Raw genomic sequence first — 15,140 nt, 5'->3', positions numbered from 1 at the left:
GGATTGCGGGGTGTCCGCAATCCGACACCGCCCCGCCAACCCACGGATAGCCCGCTTTTGACGTTGACGTTGCCTTGGCCTCTGCAGGTGCAGGGCGCAGCCCTGCCGGACCCCACCAACCTTCCCCACTTGCGGTAGGCACGCGCGCCCACTAGCCTTCGGCCGTCGTTCACCACCCAAGGACCGCCCGTGACTCACCGCCATCTCCTGCTGGCCTCGGCAATCGCCGCCGCCACGCTGGCCCTGGTCGCCTGCAAGAAGGAACCTTCGCCCGGCACCGAGGCCGCCACCGCCAGCGCGCCCGCCGGCGAGACCGCCGACCAGTTCGTCGCCCGCATCAACGCCGAATTCAAGGCCGCCTACCCGGAGATGACCTCGGCACAGTGGCTGTCCTCCACCTACATCAACAGCGATTCCGAACGTATCGCCGCCAAGGCCAACGAGCGCTCGCTGACCCAGCTCAACAGCTGGATCGAGCAGGCCGGCAAGTTCGACGGCCAGCCGATGAGCGAGGACAGCAAGCGCGCCATCCACCTGCTGAAGCTGATGTCCTCGATGCCGGCGCCGCGTGATCCGGCCAAGCTGGCCCAGCTGACCCAGATCGCCACCCGCATGGAAGGCAGCTACGGCGCGGGCAAGTACTGCACCGATGCCAACGATCCCAACTCCTGCCGCCAGCTCGGCGAGCTGGAACAGGTGCTGGCGCGCAGCCGCGACTACGACACGCAGCTCGACGCCTGGCAGGGCTGGCACAGCACCACCAAGAGCATGCGCGGCGACTACCAGCAGTTCGTCAGCCTGGTCAATGAAGGCGCCAAGGGCATGGGCTTCACCGATGCCGGGCAGATGTGGCGCAGCGGCTATGACATGCCGCCGGAGCAGATCGGGCCGGAAACCGACCGCCTGTGGGAGCAGGTCAAGCCGATGTACGAGCAGCTGCACTGCTATGCACGCGGCAAGCTGGACAAGACCTATGGCAAGGACAAGGCCGAAGTGGGCAACGGCCTGATTGCCGCGCACCTGCTGGGCAACATGTGGCAGCAGGACTGGTCCAACCTGTGGGACCAGCTGGAACCGTACCCCGGTGCCGGCAGCCTGGACATCACCGCAGCGCTGGAGAAGCAGTACCAGGCCAACCTGAGCGCGGCGCTGGCCAAGGCCGGCAAGGATGCCAACGTGGCGGCGCAGTACAAGGCGCAGCGCGAGGCCGAACTGCGCACCGCCAAGCAGATGACCGAGCGCGCGCAGGATTTCTACGTGTCGCTGGGCATGCCCTCGCTGCCGCAGACGTACTGGGAACGCACCCAGTTCATCAAGCCCGATGACCGCGACGTGGTCTGCCACGCCAGTGCCTGGGACATGAACATGGAAGGCGACGTGCGCACCAAGATGTGCATCAAGCCGAACGAAGAGAACTTCACCACCATCTACCACGAGCTGGGCCACATCTATTACGACCTGGCCTACAACCCGCTGCCGCCGCTGTTCCAGGGCGGTGCCAACGATGGCTTCCACGAAGCGATCGGCGACACCATCGTGCTGGCGATGACGCCCAAGTACCTGAGCTCGATCGGCCTGGTGGACGCGCCGAGCGAAAGCCGCGAGGCGGTCATCAACAACCAGATGCGCATGGCCCTGTCCGGCGTGTCGTTCCTGCCGTTCGGCCTGATGATCGACCGCTGGCGCTGGGGCGTGTTCGATGGCTCGATCACCCCGGACAACTACAACAAGGCCTGGTGGGATCTGAAGGCCAAGTACCAGGGCGTGGCCCCGGCCAGCACCCGCGGCGAGGAATTCTTCGATCCGGGCGCGAAGTACCATGTGCCGGGCAACACGCCGTACACCCGCTACTTCCTGGCGCGCATCCTGCAGTTCCAGTTCTACAAGGGCCTGTGCGATGCGGCCGGCTACAAGGGCCCGCTGCATGAGTGCACCTTCTACGGCAACAAGGAAGCCGGGCAGAAGTACTGGGCGATGCTGAGCAAGGGCGCCAGCCAGCCGTGGCAGGCCACGCTGAAGGAGCTGACCGGCAGCGACAAGCTCGATGCCGGCCCGATGATCGAGTACTTCAGCCCGGTCAACGACTGGCTGAAGCAGCAGAACCAGGGCCAGATGTGCGGCTGGCAGGCCAGCGCGGCACCGGCGGCGAAATGAAAGAAGGGGCGGGTCCGCAAGGATCCGCCCCTGATGTTTCCGGTAGCGCCGGGCCGCGCCCGGCGGCTTTTCATCGCACCGCTGCGCTCGCCGGGCATGGCCCGGCGCTACCCTCTGCAGGTCAGTTGTTCTTTTTCGCCGCCATTGCGGCGGCCAGTTCGGCCTTGTATTCCTCGAAGGTCTGGCCCTTCTCCCTGGCCTCGGCCTGCGCGGCATCGCGCAGCGCATCGGAATACACCAGGCGCACCGGCGTGCCCTTGCGCTCGTGCAGTTCACCGGCCTGCATGATCAGCGCGAGCACCTGCGCGGCACTCTCGCTGTGGCCGGCGATGCGGCCATCCATGCCCAGCACCCATTCGCCATCGCGGCGCACGACGCCCGCCAGCAGCGTGCGCTGCGCATCGCGCAGTTCGGCATGCGGCTCGACAGGCGAGGCCTGGGCAGCGGCCTTGTTGGCAGCCTTTTCTTCCTGGCGGCGGCGCTGGTCGCGACGGGTCTTGGAGGTGGTGGACATGGGGCGGTACCGCGACGAGGGGGCGCAAGGATAACGCACCCCGGCCATGACGCCGCTTCACGGGCGCCGGCCCCGCCTGCTCAGTCCAGCACCCGGCCCTGCCGCCAGTAACCCATGAACGTCAGCGCACGGCGGTCCAGCCCGCAGTCTCGGACCAGGTGGCGGCGGATCGCCATCACGGCCCCGGCCTCGCCGGCCACCCAGGCGTAGAACGGCCCGGCCACGCCCGCGTCGGACTGCTCCCACAGGATCTGTGCGTCCACGTCGATCTCGTCCAGCGCTTCCCCGGCAACCACCGACGAGGCGGCCAACCGTGCCTGCACGGCCTCCACAAGCGCCTGGCCGTAAGCGGCCTGGCCGCGCGGCAGCCACACCAGTTCGGCAGTGGGCGGCGCCTTCAAGGCGATGGCACCGCCCTCGCCCGCCACTTCCAGCAGGGCCAGCACGCGCGGCGGATCTACCTGCGCGGCCAGTTCCTCCAGGATGCCGGCCACCGCCGGCAGCGCCGTCTCGTCGGCCACCAGCAGCACCTGGCCGACCCCGGCCGGTGGCTTCCATTCCCAACCTTCGCTGCTCTCGGCGCACTCGGCATCCGGGGCCAGCAGCACCACACGGTCACCGGGCCGGGCATGCGTGGCCCAGCGCGAGGCCGGCCCAGTTTCACCGTGCAGGACGAAATCGACGTCGACCTCGCCCTGCGCGGCGCGCAGCTGGCGAAGGGTGTAGGTGCGCATCGGCGGGCGCTGGTCGTCGGCCAGGGCGCGGTAGCGGGCGTACCAGTCCTCGCCGCTGGGCACGTCCGGGGCGTCCTGGCCGGGCAAGGGGAAAAACACCTTGATCCGCTGGTCCGGGCCCTCGGTCTTCATCCGCGCCACGTCGGCGCCGGTGAACACCAGGCGGTGCAGGGAGGGGGAAAGGACGCGGCGCTCCTTCAGCGCCACCTCGAACAGGCGGTAGGTCTGCTGCGCAGCCATGGGGGTACCTCGCGACGGCTTCGGATCGGCTGGCCGTCATGCACCCGTGCAGTGGCTGGCTGGAACACCCAGCCTAGCCCGCCGCTGCAGCACCGCAAGGGGCCGGGGGACACTTGCGCAGCCCTGCCCCTGCGCGCTGCTCAAAGGCCGGTGGCCACTGCCTGCACTGCGCGCTCGCGGCGGTGTTCCCAGTACCAGAACACGAAGCCGCCCGCGAAGAAGGCGGCCTGGCCCAGGGCCAGGTGCAGCGGGCTGCCGCTCAACAGCGGCGACACCACGCCGGCCACCACGGTGCTGATCATCAGCTGGATGAACGCCTGCAGCGAGGAGGCCAGGCCGCGCTGGTGCGGGTACATGTCCAGCACCGCCAGTGCCAGGATCGGGAAGATCAGCGCCATGCCCATGCCGCCCAGGAAGATCGGCAGCACCGCCCACGGCAGCACGAACTGCGGTGCCAGGGACACATAGCCGACGTTGAGCAGCACCGACACCGCGCACAGGGTGAAACCGATGGCGACCTGGCGGGTGGGCGTGGTGCGCCCGGCCATGCGCCCGGACAGGAACGAACCGGTGGTCATGCCGCCGATGGTGGGGATGAACAACCAGGCGAAGCCACCTTCGCCCAGGTGCAGGTGCTGCATGACGAACACCGGCGCCGAGGCGATGTACAGGAAGATGCCACCGAAACCGACGCTGCCGGCCAGGGCCAGGCGCAGGAAGCGCGGGTTGAAGCCGATGCGTACGTAGTCGCGCATCAGCACGCGTGGCGACAACGGCACGCGCGCCTCCACCGGGTGGGTCTCCGGCATGAAGCGGGCGGTGCACACCAGCAGCAGCAGCGAGAACGCCACCAGGAACCAGAAGATCAGCGGCCAGCCGGCGCCGCTGAGCAGGATCCAGCCGCCGATGATCGGCGCGATGGCCGGGGCGATGCCGAACAGCATCGATACCTGGCTCATCAGCCGCTGCGCATCGTGGCCGTGGTACAGATCGCGGATGACCGCGCGGCCGACGATCATGCCCACGCCCGCCGACAGGCCCTGCAACGCGCGGAACACCAGCAGGGTGCTTAGGTCGGTGGACAGCGCGCAGCCGACCGAGGCACCGATGAACACCACCAGGCCGCCGAGGATTACCCGCTTGCGGCCCCAGGCATCGGACAGCGGTCCGTGCGCCAGGCTCATCAACGCGTAGAACAGCAGGTAGACGCTGATGGTCTGCTGCACCGCCACCTCATCCACCGCCAGGCGCTGGGCCAGCTGCGGGAAGGCCGGGAAGATGGTGTCGATCGAGAACGGGCCGAACATGGCCAGGCCGGCAAGCAGCAGGGCCATGCGTCGGGTGGAGGGGGCAACAGCGGGGGTCATCGGCAAAGCGTCCGGCAGGGCCATGCGCGGCACGCACGGCGGGCGCCGATCCCCTGCAGCAGGGACGGCGCCAGATGAATACGAGAGTCCGGCCATGATAGGCCCGGATTGCAGCCGATGCCATCGACCACTGCACGAAACGCATGGCCGGGCCATCGGCCATTCAGGCGCGCAGGCGCCCTGCCCCGGTTCCGGACCCGTGTTCAGCGGCGGCAACCCGCTATAATCGACGGGCAACATGGTGGGAGAAGCGGAACACCGCTGCCGAAGGCGCAACGCCCGTAATCGCTCAGGCCCGATACCACCCGTAACAGAACTCTGGAGAGACCGGTTCGATCCGGCGCCGAAGGGGCACGAAGCTGCGGCCAGCCGCGCTTTTAAACTCTCAGGCAAAAGGACAGAGGGGCGCCCCGCAGACCGCCAACCGGCGGCTTGTGCCCGTGCGTGTGCCCTTTCCTGACGGATCCTTCGCCATGTCCCAGAACACCCCCTCCCTGCGTGAGCTTGAGCATCATTCCGCGTTCGTCGAGCGCCACATCGGCCCCAACGATGCCGAGGTCGCGCAGATGCTCGATGTCCTCGGCCACGCCACGCTGGATGCGATGACCGATGCCATCGTGCCGGCCAGGATCAAGTCGCCCGCGCCGCTGGCACTGCCGGAATCGATGACCGAAGTGCAGGCGCTGGCGAAGATCCGTGCCATTGCCGACAAGAACACCGTGCTGCGCAGCTTCATCGGCCAGGGCTACTACGGTACCCACACGCCGAACGTGATCCTGCGCAACATCCTGGAAAACCCGGCCTGGTACACCGCCTACACCCCGTACCAGGCGGAAATCTCGCAGGGCCGCATGGAAGCGCTGATCAACTTCCAGACCCTGTGTGCCGACCTGACCGGCATGGAAATCGCCAACGCCTCGCTGCTGGACGAAGCCACCGCCGCCGCTGAAGCGATGACCCTGGCCAAGCGTTCGGCCAAGTCGAAGTCGGACACCTTCTTCGTGCACGACGCCGTGCACCCGCAGACGCTGGAACTGCTGCGCACCCGCGCCGAGCCCATGGGCATCGTGCTGCGCGTGGGCACCCCGGCCGAAGCGCTGGAAGCGGAGGCCTTCGGCCTGCTGCTGCAGTACCCGGACACCTTCGGCCAGGTGGGCGACTACAAGGCGCTGGTCGATGCCGTGCACGCGCGCGGCGGCCTGGTGGCCGTGGCCACCGACCTGCTGGCCCTGACCCTGCTGGCCGCCCCCGGCGAATGGGGCGCAGACATCGTGGTCGGCAACAGCCAGCGTTTCGGCGTGCCGTTCGGTTTCGGCGGCCCGCACGCCGCGTTCATGGCCTGCCGTGATGCCTACAAGCGCTCGATGCCGGGCCGCCTGATTGGTGTCTCCATCGATGCCGAAGGCAAGCCGGCCTACCGCCTGACCCTGCAGACCCGCGAGCAGCACATCCGCCGCGAGAAGGCCACCTCCAACATCTGCACCGCGCAGGTGCTGCTGGCGGTGATGGCCTCGATGTACGCGGTCTACCACGGCCCGGAAGGCCTAGCCCGCATCGCCCGTCGTACCCACCGCCTGGCCTCGATCCTGGCTGCATCGCTGCGCAATGCCGGCGTGCAGGTGGGTGGCGATTTCTTCGACACCCTGCACATCACCGGCGTGCACGCCGATGAGATCCACGCCAAGGCCCGCGCCGCCGGTTACAACCTGCGCGCGATCGACAGCGACTCGGTCGGCATCAGCCTGGACGAGACCGCGACCCGCGCCGACATCGTGGCGCTGGCCGCCGTGTTCGGTGCGCAGGCCGACGTGGACGCACTGGATGCCAGCACCGCCGACGCACTGCCGGCGGCCCTGCTGCGCCAGTCGGAGTTCCTGACCCACCCGGTGTTCAACACCCACCACAGCGAGCACGAGCTGCTGCGCTACCTGCGTTCGCTGGCCGACAAGGACCTGGCGATGGACCGCACGATGATCCCGCTGGGCTCGTGCACCATGAAGCTCAACGCCACCGCCGAGATGATCCCGGTGACCTGGCCGGAGTTCTCGCAGATCCATCCGCTGGTGCCGGCCGACCAGGCGCTGGGCTACAAGGAACTGATCGAAACGCTGGAAGTGATGCTGGTCGAATGCACCGGCTACGACGCGGTCAGCCTGCAGCCGAACTCCGGCGCGCAGGGCGAGTACGCCGGCCTGCTGGCGATCCGCGCCTACCACCGCTCGCGCGGCGAAGATCATCGTGACATCTGCCTGATTCCGGATTCGGCGCACGGCACCAACCCGGCCTCGGCGCAGATGTGCGGCATGAAGGTCGTGGTGACCAAGACCGATGCCAACGGCAACGTCGATGTCGAAGACATCCGCATCAACGCCGAGAAGTACAGCGACCGCCTGGCCGCGATCATGATCACCTACCCCTCCACGCACGGCGTGTTCGAGGAAGAAGTGGTCGAGATCTGCGAGATCATCCACCAGCACGGTGGCCAGGTGTACACCGACGGCGCCAACATGAACGCCCTGGTCGGCGTGGCCAAGCCGGGCAAGTGGGGTTCGGACGTTTCCCACCTGAACCTGCACAAGACCTTCTGCATCCCGCACGGCGGCGGCGGCCCGGGCGTTGGCCCGTGCGCGGTGAAGGAACACCTGGCCCCGTTCCTGCCGGGCAAGCTGGGTGACAACGGCCCGGTCGGCATGGTCAGCGCGGCCAGCTTCGGCAGCGCCTCGATCCTGCCGATCAGCTGGATGTACATCGCCATGATGGGCAGCGAAGGCCTGCGCAAGGCCACCCAGGTCGCGCAGCTCAACGCCAACTACATCGCCAAGCGCCTGGCCCCGCACTTCAAGACCCTGTACACCGGCCGCAACGGCCTGGTGGCGCACGAGTGCATCCTCGACGTGCGCCCGCTGGAGAAGACCAGCGGCATCGGCGCCGAGGACGTGGCCAAGCGCCTGATCGACTTCGGCTTCCATGCCCCGACCCTGAGCTTCCCGGTGGCCGGCACGCTGATGGTCGAGCCGACCGAGAGCGAATCGCTGCACGAGCTGGACCGCTTCATCGACGCGATGATCCAGATCCGCGAGGAAATCCGCGCGATCGAAGACGGCCGCCTGGACCGCGAGGACAACCCGCTGAAGAACGCCCCGCATACCGCGACGGCGGTGACCGCCAGCGAGTGGACCCACGCCTACCCGCGTGAGCTGGCGGCCTTCCCGCTGCCCAGCCTGAAGCTGCAGAAGTACTGGCCGCCGGTGGCCCGCGTCGACAACGTGTACGGCGACAAGAACGTGATGTGCGCCTGCATCCCGGTCGATGCCTACAAGGACGACGAAGTCGAGGCGTAAATTCCCGATGGATCGGTAAACGGAACGGCCCGCGCAAGCGGGCCGTTTTCGTTGTGCCTCACGGGTCCGGCATCTGCCCCAGGCTCAACTGCCACGACACGCCGTAGCGGTCCTGCACCCAGCCGTAGCGGTTGCTGAAATCGTAGTCCCCCACCGGCATCAGCCAGTGCCCGCCCTCGCCCAGCACCCGCGCCGCGCGCTCGAACTGCTCGCTGCCCGCGCATTCGACGAACAGCGAGATCGAGGGACTGAACGTGAAGTCGTGCACGTCCAGGCTGTCGAAGCACAGGTAGTGGGTGCCACCCAGCAGGAAGATGGCCTGGCGCACCTGGCCGGGCACGCCGGCGCCGGCACCTTCGGGGTGGTGCTGCAGGGCCAGCAGGCGGAAATCGGCGAAGGCGTCGGCGTACAGGGCCATGGCGGCCTCGGCCTGGCCGGTGAACATCAGGAACGGGCGACTGCGCAGCATGCGGTACTCCTGTTCGACGGGCCGGTGACGGCCCACGCGATCAGGATGGCACGGCGGATGTATGCCTTCTGTAGAGCCGAGCCCATGCTCGGCTGGCGGCCGCGCGAACAGCAGCCGACCGTAGGGTCGGCTCTACAGAATTACGCCTCGCGCATGCGCCGCGCAATGGCACTGCCGGCGGCGATGGCCGCGGTCAGCGCCACCATCGACAGGAACTGCAGGCGCGTATGCGCCTCGCTCAGCAGCAGGCCGAAGATCAGCGCCAGGATGCCCAGCGCACACACCGTCAGCCACGGGAAGCCGGCCATGCGGAACGGCAGGCGGGTGCCCAGGCGATCGGCACGACGGCGCAGCACCAGCTGCGAAACCAGCGACAGCGTCCACACCAGCAGGCAGGTGGAGCCGACGATGTTGAGCAGCACCGGCAGCACTTTGTCCGGGAACAGCAGCTCCATGATGGTGGCGGCGAAACCGAACAGCACGCTGGCCAGCACGGCGATGACCGGTACCTGGCGCGGGTCGGTCCAGCCCAGCACGGCGGGGGCTTCGCGGCGCTGCGCCAGCGAATACATCATGCGCGAGGCACCGTAGAGGTTGGCATTGAGCGCCGACAGCAGCGCGATCACCGCGATCAGGGTGATGGCCGTGGCCGCGCCCGGAATGTTGGCGACCGCAAGCACGGCGGCAAACGGCGACTTCAGCGACTCGCTGGTCCACGGCACCACGGCGATGATCACGCTGAGCGAGCCGATGTAGAACACCAGGATGCGCCAGGCCACGGTGCGGATGGCACGGGCGATGCTGCGCTCGGGGTCTTCGGTTTCGGCGGCGGCCACCGCCACGATCTCGGTGCCGCCGAAGGCGAACACCACCACCAGCAGGGCCGCGCCGATGCCGGCCAGGCCCTTCGGCGCGAAGCCGCCGTGCTGGGTGAAGTTGCTCAGCCCCGGCGAGGCCACCTGCGGCAGCCAGCCCATCAGCAGGGCGATGCCGATGGCGATGAAGGCCAGGATGGCGGCCACCTTGAGGATGGCGAACCAGAATTCGAACTCGCCGAAGTTCTTCACCCCGAGCAGGTTGATCGCAGTGAAGAACAGCATGAAGGCCAGCGCCGCCATCGGGACCGGTATCACCGGCCAGACCGTGGCCAGCAGGCCGGCCGCACCCACCGCCTCGGCGGCGATGACGATGACCAGCTGAACCCACCACAACCAGCCTACGGTGGCACCGGCGGTGGCGCCCATGGCATCGGCCGCATACACCGAGAACGCGCCACTGGTCGGCTTGGCCGCGGCCATTTCGCCCAGGGCATTCATCACGATGATCACCAGCGCGCCGGCCACCAGGTAGGACACCAGCACGGCCGGGCCGGCCGCCTGCACGCCCACGCCGGAACCGAGGAACAGGCCGGCGCCGATCGCGCTGCCCAGGCCCATCATGATCAACTGACGCGGCTTGAGCGAATGGCCAAGGCGGGAAGGCGTAACGGGGCTGGCGGGCATCGGCGGGACTGGCGGCGGCTACAGGGGCGTCACCTTACATTGTCCCCCACCCACGGGGATAGGCACAGTGCAGCAGACCGCTCAGGACAGCAGGGCCTCGCCGACATTGCCTCCGATACGGGCCCGATAGGCACGCGGCGAGAAACCGGTTTCAGCCTTGAATTTGCGGGTGAACGCACTCTGGTCACTGAAACCACAGGCCTGGCCGATGCAGGCGATGCTGTCGTCACCGTGCAGCAGGTGCATGGCCATCTGGATGCGCAGCCGGGTCAGCACCTGCTGCGGGGTCATCTGGAACACCTTGCGGAAGCTGCGCTCCAGCTTGGACAGCGAGAAACCGGTGATGTCCAGCAGGGTCTGCATGCGCACGTTCTCGGCGTAGTGCGCGTTGAGGTGGGCCAGGGCCAGGCGCAGCTGCTCGTACTGGGTGCCCAGGCTGTCCTTCTGGCCCAGGTCGCGGGAGATGCCGATCAGCCCCTCGATGCTGCCATCCACCAGCAGCGGCCGCTTGCAGGTCAGGCACCAGCCCGGTTCGCGGTTGGCGAACAGGTGCAGCTCCATCAGGTTCTCGATCACTTCACCGGACAGCACTCGTGCGTCCTGGTCCACGTAATCCGCGCTCAGGCCGGTCGGGTAGATCTCGGCAGCGGTGCGGCCGATGACATCCTTGCGCGCACGCAGGCCCAGCCGCCGCAGCATGGTCTGGTTGACGTGGGTGTAGCGGCCCTGGCGGTCCTTCATGAAGAACAGCACGTCCGGAATGGCGTCGAACAGGGCTTCGATGTCGGTGGGCTCGACTCGCATGCAGCAAGCATACCCGAGCCCGCTTTTGCCTGTACGTTCACCTGCGGCGGACCGTGGGTTAACGGCCCGGGGGCGACTGTCATGGCTTGACCCCCTCGTATCCCGGAGAACCCCCCGATGGCCGCCAGCAAGCCGACCGGCAAGCGCGCACCCGCCCCGTCCCAGACGTCCCAGACCCAGCAGCGCGGCGAGGGTGACGAACTGCACCTGCAGGCCGGCGGCACGCATCCGGCGATGACCACCGCACAGGGCATTCCGGTGGCCGACAACCAGAACTCGCTGCGCGAGGGCCCGCGCGGCCCCACCCTGCTGGAGGATTTCATCCTCCGCGAGAAGATCACCCACTTCGACCACGAGCGCATTCCCGAACGCATCGTGCATGCGCGCGGCAGCGCCGCCCATGGTTATTTCGAACTGACCCGTTCGCTGGCGAAGTACACCCGCGCCCGCGTGCTCACCGAAGTGGGCACGAGAACGCCGGTGTTCACCCGCTTCTCCACCGTGGCCGGCGGTGCCGGTTCGGTCGACACCCCGCGCGACGTGCGCGGCTTCGCGGTCAAGTTCTACACGCCGGAAGGCAACTGGGACCTGGTCGGCAACAACATCCCGGTGTTCTTCATCCAGGATGCGATGAAGTTTCCCGACCTCGTGCATGCGGTGAAGATGGAGCCGGACCGCGCATTCCCGCAGGCCGCCAGCGCGCATGACACGTTCTGGGATTTCATCTCGCTGATGCCCGAATCGATGCACATGATCATGTGGGCGATGAGCGACCGTGGCATCCCGCGTTCGCTGCGCATGATCGAGGGCTTCGGCGTGCACAGCTTCCGCCTGTTGAACGAGAACGGCGACTCCACGTTCGTCAAGTTCCACTGGCGGCCGAAGCTGGGCATCCAGTCCACCGTGTGGGACGAAGCGCTGAAACTGCAGGCCGCCGACAACGACTTCCATCGCCGCGACCTGTTCGAGGCGATCCAGCGCGGCGACTTCCCCGAATGGGAACTGGCGGTGCAGCTGTTCACCGAAGAAGAGGCTGAGGCGTTCCCGTTCGACCACCTCGACCCGACCAAGATCATTCCCGAATCGCTGGTGCCGCTGAAGGTGATCGGGCGCATGGTGCTGGACCGCTGGCCGGACAATTTCTTCGCCGAAACCGAGCAGGTGGCGTTCTGCCCCGCCAACGTGCCGCCCGGCATCGATTTCAGCAACGATCCGCTGCTGCAGGGCCGCCTGTTCTCCTACCTGGACACGCAGCTGATCCGCCTGGGTGGGCCGAACTTCCACCAGATTCCGATCAATGCGCCCAAATGCCCCTTCGCCAACCACCAGCGCGATGGGCACATGCAGATGCAGGTGCCGAAGGGCCGCGTGGCCTACGACCCCAGCTCGCTGGAGGACGACAGCCCGCGCGAAACCGCTGCCGGGTTCCGCAGCCATGCGACCGCCGATGATGGCCGCAAGGGACGCACGCGTGCGGCGAGCTTCGCCGACCACTACAGCCAGGCGCGCGCGTTCTTCCGCAGCCTGGAAAAGCCGGAGCAGGCGCATCTCGCCTCGGCGCTGGTGTTCGAGCTGTCCAAGGTGGAAACGCTGAAGGTGCGCGTGCGTACCGTCAGCCACCTGCGCAACATCGACGAGACACTGGCCAAGCGCGTGGCCGATGGCCTGGCCCTGGCCGACCTGCCCGATGCCGCGCCGACCGCAACGCCCGCACAGGACATGCCCGCCGTTCCGGAAGTGCGCATCATCGGCCGCACGAAAGACACGCTGCAGGGGCGCTGCATCGGCATCCTGTTCGATGAGGGCTCCGATGCGGGGCTGATCGCCAGCCTGCGCAAGGCCGCGCAGAAGGCCGGTGCCGACGTGAAGCTGGTAGCGCCGAAAGTGGGTGGCGCCACCCTCAGCGACGGCAAGCGCCAGGCCGCCGATGGCCAGCTGGCGGGCACGCCCTCGGCCGTGTTCGATGCCGTGGCCGTGGTGCTCAGTGCGGATGGGGCCAAGGCGCTGGCCAAGGAAGCCGCTGCCGTCGAATTCGTCAGCCATGCGTGGGCACACCTGAAGGCCATTGCCAGCGATGCCGGTGGCCAGGCGCTGTTGAAGGCCGCCCGCGTGGGCAACGATGCCGGCACCGTGGAAGCCGAGGACGCCAAGGGCTTCCTCGCTGCCGCGGCCACCCGCCAGTGGGCGCGCGAACCCAAGCTGCGCCTGCTGGCCTGATCGTTCCCTACCGGAGAAGCGACATGCCTCGTGGTGAGAAATCTGCCTACACCGACAAACAGAAGCGCCAGGCCGAGCACATTGAGGAAAGCGAACGCGCGCGCGGCGCCAGTGAGAGTACGGCCGAACGGATCGCGTGGGCCACCGTCAACAAGCAGGATGGCGGTGGCAAGCGCAGCGGCAGCGGGCGCAAGGCAACGAAGAAGGCCGCCGACGGCTGACCGTCAGCCAGGCAGCCCGTTCACCCAGCGCGCCACCACTTCGGCCGCCTGTTCGGGCCGTGCCTGCAGCAGCAGGTGCGGCCCCTGCAGCGCGACGTGGCGTGCCTCCGGCAGCAGGGCCTGCAGCTCGGACACGCTGGGTGGCCACAGCAGCCGGTCCTGCCGCGCCTGCAGGTACAGCGTCGGAACTGCGATACGCGGCAGCAACGCACGCACGTCCACGCGCAGGGTGCTGGCGGCGCGTTGCCGCAGCACGCGGCTGGGCACTTCGGCCAGGGCCTGGCGCAAAGCCTGCACGTTCTGCGGTGTTCGCCACTGCCCCAGCAGCACCCGCGCCATCACCGGCAGCGGCGGCAACGGCCATGCCGCGGACAGCGCCACAGCGCTCGCCGCCGGCACGGGCACCGGCCGTCGCGCGAACGTGGTGCTGAGCACCAGCCCACGCAGGCCGGCGGGCGCCTGCGCAGCAATCTGTACCGCCAACGGACCGGCAAACGATTCGGCCAGCAGCACCCATGGCTGCCGGGGAAGCTGCGGCTGCAGCCATGCGGCCAGGGTCGGATAATCCTGTGCCCCATGCACGGGCAGCGACAGCGCCTCCGCCTCCAGCCCGTGTGCACGCACGGCCTCCAGGAACGCGCCCGACATGCCCACGCCACCGTCCAGGCCGGGCAGCATCAGCACACGGGGGGCGCGGCGGGTTCAACTGCCGGGCCCTGCCGCGGCGGCCGGCGCAGGCGCCGCCACGGTAACGGCCTGCAGCGTGCGCACCGCCGCGATCGGAATCGCCTCGGCACGCCGCTGTTGCGGCCACCAGACAAACAGGAACGCGCTGCTGGAACCCAGCAGGCGCGCAGTGCCCGGCAATGGCGCGCGATCACCATTCAACTGCAGGCGGATCACTTCGCCACTGCCCGCGTTGCGGATCTGCTCACCGCGCACGGTCACGTAGTTCGCCGCGCCAAGCGCCATGAAGGCGGCCACGGCCAGGGTCATCGCGGTCAGCGGGCGCAGGCCCACGCCCTCCCAGCTGGTCAGCGCCGAGCGTGTCAGCACCGCGCGCCACGCCCAGTTGCGCGCGCGCAGCTGTTCCAGCTTGGCGGCATTGCGCATGCGCAGCGTTTCCGGCCAGCTCACCAGCAGGACCAGCAGCACGCCTGCGGCCAGCAGCAGTACGTACGCCGGGTCGCGGATGCCGGCCACCAGGAAATCGCTGGGCTGCAGGTAATCCAGGATCGACAGCTTGAAGCCGCGGTAGAACCAGAAGCTGCACCACAGGCCCAGCAGCGAGACCAGCAGGTAGGCCACGGTCACCAGCAGCGCCGGTTCGCGGCGCAAGCGGCGCAGCGCCTGCATCACCGCCGAATCATCATCCCCACGGGCCAGCGGCAGCATCGACCAGTCGGTCGGCACCTCGGGTGAAGGCATGGCGGGCGCAGCCATGCCCTGCACCCGTGGCACGTCGCCGTAGGCGCCTTCAGTCTCGTTGCTGTCCATGCCTCCTCCCCCGGCTCCAAGCGAGCACCCCAGCGAGCATCGCCGAAAAAGGGGCCGCGCGGTAGAGTCGAGCAAGCACG

Annotated in this window: 11 protein-coding genes, 1 pseudogene and 1 riboswitch; of the genes and pseudogenes, 4 read left to right on the top strand and 8 right to left on the bottom strand. The window is 68.2% G+C overall.

Translation table 11 applies throughout. The annotated features are described in order from the left end of the window. The first annotated feature begins 189 nt into the window (after positions 1-189). Positions 190-2,154: a M2 family metallopeptidase gene (locus tag AC3WL7_RS18920; protein ID WP_295518270.1), complete on the top strand. Its 1,965-nt coding sequence runs from the start codon at positions 190-192 to the stop codon at positions 2,152-2,154. Positions 2,155-2,275: 121 nt separating this feature from the next. Here the strand turns inward: AC3WL7_RS18920 and AC3WL7_RS18915 are convergent, their stop codons facing one another. The 3 genes from AC3WL7_RS18915 to AC3WL7_RS18905 all read right to left on the bottom strand — a co-directional run bounded on the left by AC3WL7_RS18915 (position 2,276) and on the right by AC3WL7_RS18905 (position 5,009). Beyond that, positions 2,276-2,668 carry a hypothetical protein gene (locus AC3WL7_RS18915; protein WP_108758038.1) on the bottom strand — a complete coding sequence of 131 codons (393 nt, stop codon included), beginning with the start codon at positions 2,666-2,668 and terminating at the stop codon, positions 2,276-2,278. An 80-nt stretch (positions 2,669-2,748) separates the two neighbouring features. Next, a complete protein-coding gene (locus tag AC3WL7_RS18910; protein ID WP_492752438.1) occupies positions 2,749-3,642 on the bottom strand; it encodes a siderophore-interacting protein in 894 nt (297 codons plus the stop codon). A 140-nt stretch (positions 3,643-3,782) separates the two neighbouring features. Next, the gene (locus tag AC3WL7_RS18905) at positions 3,783-5,009 is read right to left on the bottom strand and encodes a multidrug effflux MFS transporter (protein WP_200732641.1); all 1,227 of its coding nucleotides are present in this window, start codon (positions 5,007-5,009) and stop codon (positions 3,783-3,785) included. Between the two features lie 308 nt (positions 5,010-5,317). Further along, a riboswitch (glycine riboswitch) is annotated at positions 5,318-5,420 on the top strand. 62 nt (positions 5,421-5,482) lie between these two features. On the opposite strand from AC3WL7_RS18905, the gene gcvP reads away from it, so the two are divergent. Continuing rightward, complete coding sequence (gene gcvP, locus AC3WL7_RS18900; RefSeq protein WP_492752435.1) at positions 5,483-8,350, top strand: aminomethyl-transferring glycine dehydrogenase; 2,868 nt, start codon at positions 5,483-5,485, stop codon at positions 8,348-8,350. Positions 8,351-8,408: 58 nt separating this feature from the next. On the opposite strand, the gene AC3WL7_RS18895 is transcribed toward gcvP, so the two are convergent. From AC3WL7_RS18895 to AC3WL7_RS18885, 3 genes are all read right to left on the bottom strand, one after another. After that, positions 8,409-8,819, bottom strand: coding sequence for a VOC family protein (locus AC3WL7_RS18895; RefSeq protein ID WP_079222771.1), 411 nt, complete (start codon positions 8,817-8,819; stop codon positions 8,409-8,411). Between the two features lie 140 nt (positions 8,820-8,959). Next, entirely contained in the window at positions 8,960-10,321 is a 1,362-nt protein-coding gene (locus AC3WL7_RS18890) for an amino acid permease (RefSeq protein ID WP_108758034.1), read from the bottom strand. An 81-nt stretch (positions 10,322-10,402) separates the two neighbouring features. Continuing rightward, positions 10,403-11,125: an AraC family transcriptional regulator gene (locus AC3WL7_RS18885; RefSeq protein WP_079222773.1), complete on the bottom strand. Its 723-nt coding sequence runs from the start codon at positions 11,123-11,125 to the stop codon at positions 10,403-10,405. A 117-nt stretch (positions 11,126-11,242) separates the two neighbouring features. On the opposite strand from AC3WL7_RS18885, the gene AC3WL7_RS18880 reads away from it, so the two are divergent. Together AC3WL7_RS18880 and AC3WL7_RS18875 are read left to right on the top strand one after the other, a co-directional pair. Beyond that, positions 11,243-13,342, top strand: a complete 2,100-nt coding sequence (locus AC3WL7_RS18880) for a catalase (RefSeq protein ID WP_492752432.1) — start codon at positions 11,243-11,245, stop codon at positions 13,340-13,342. Positions 13,343-13,365: 23 nt separating this feature from the next. Next, positions 13,366-13,554 (top strand): annotated as a pseudogene (locus AC3WL7_RS18875) (hypothetical protein); the annotation flags it as partial. Positions 13,555-13,566: 12 nt separating this feature from the next. Here AC3WL7_RS18875 and AC3WL7_RS18870 read toward each other — a convergent pair. Continuing rightward, on the bottom strand, positions 13,567-14,241 hold the full coding sequence (locus AC3WL7_RS18870; RefSeq protein WP_492752430.1) for an alpha/beta fold hydrolase: 675 nt from the start codon (positions 14,239-14,241) through the stop codon (positions 13,567-13,569). A 24-nt stretch (positions 14,242-14,265) separates the two neighbouring features. After that, the gene (locus tag AC3WL7_RS18865) at positions 14,266-15,060 is read right to left on the bottom strand and encodes a hypothetical protein (RefSeq protein WP_492752429.1); all 795 of its coding nucleotides are present in this window, start codon (positions 15,058-15,060) and stop codon (positions 14,266-14,268) included. Positions 15,061-15,140 lie beyond the last annotated feature (80 nt).

The organism is Stenotrophomonas sp. FW305-3-2-15-E-LB1, from assembly GCF_058787375.1.
This window is presented reverse-complemented; position numbering and strand designations above follow the sequence as displayed.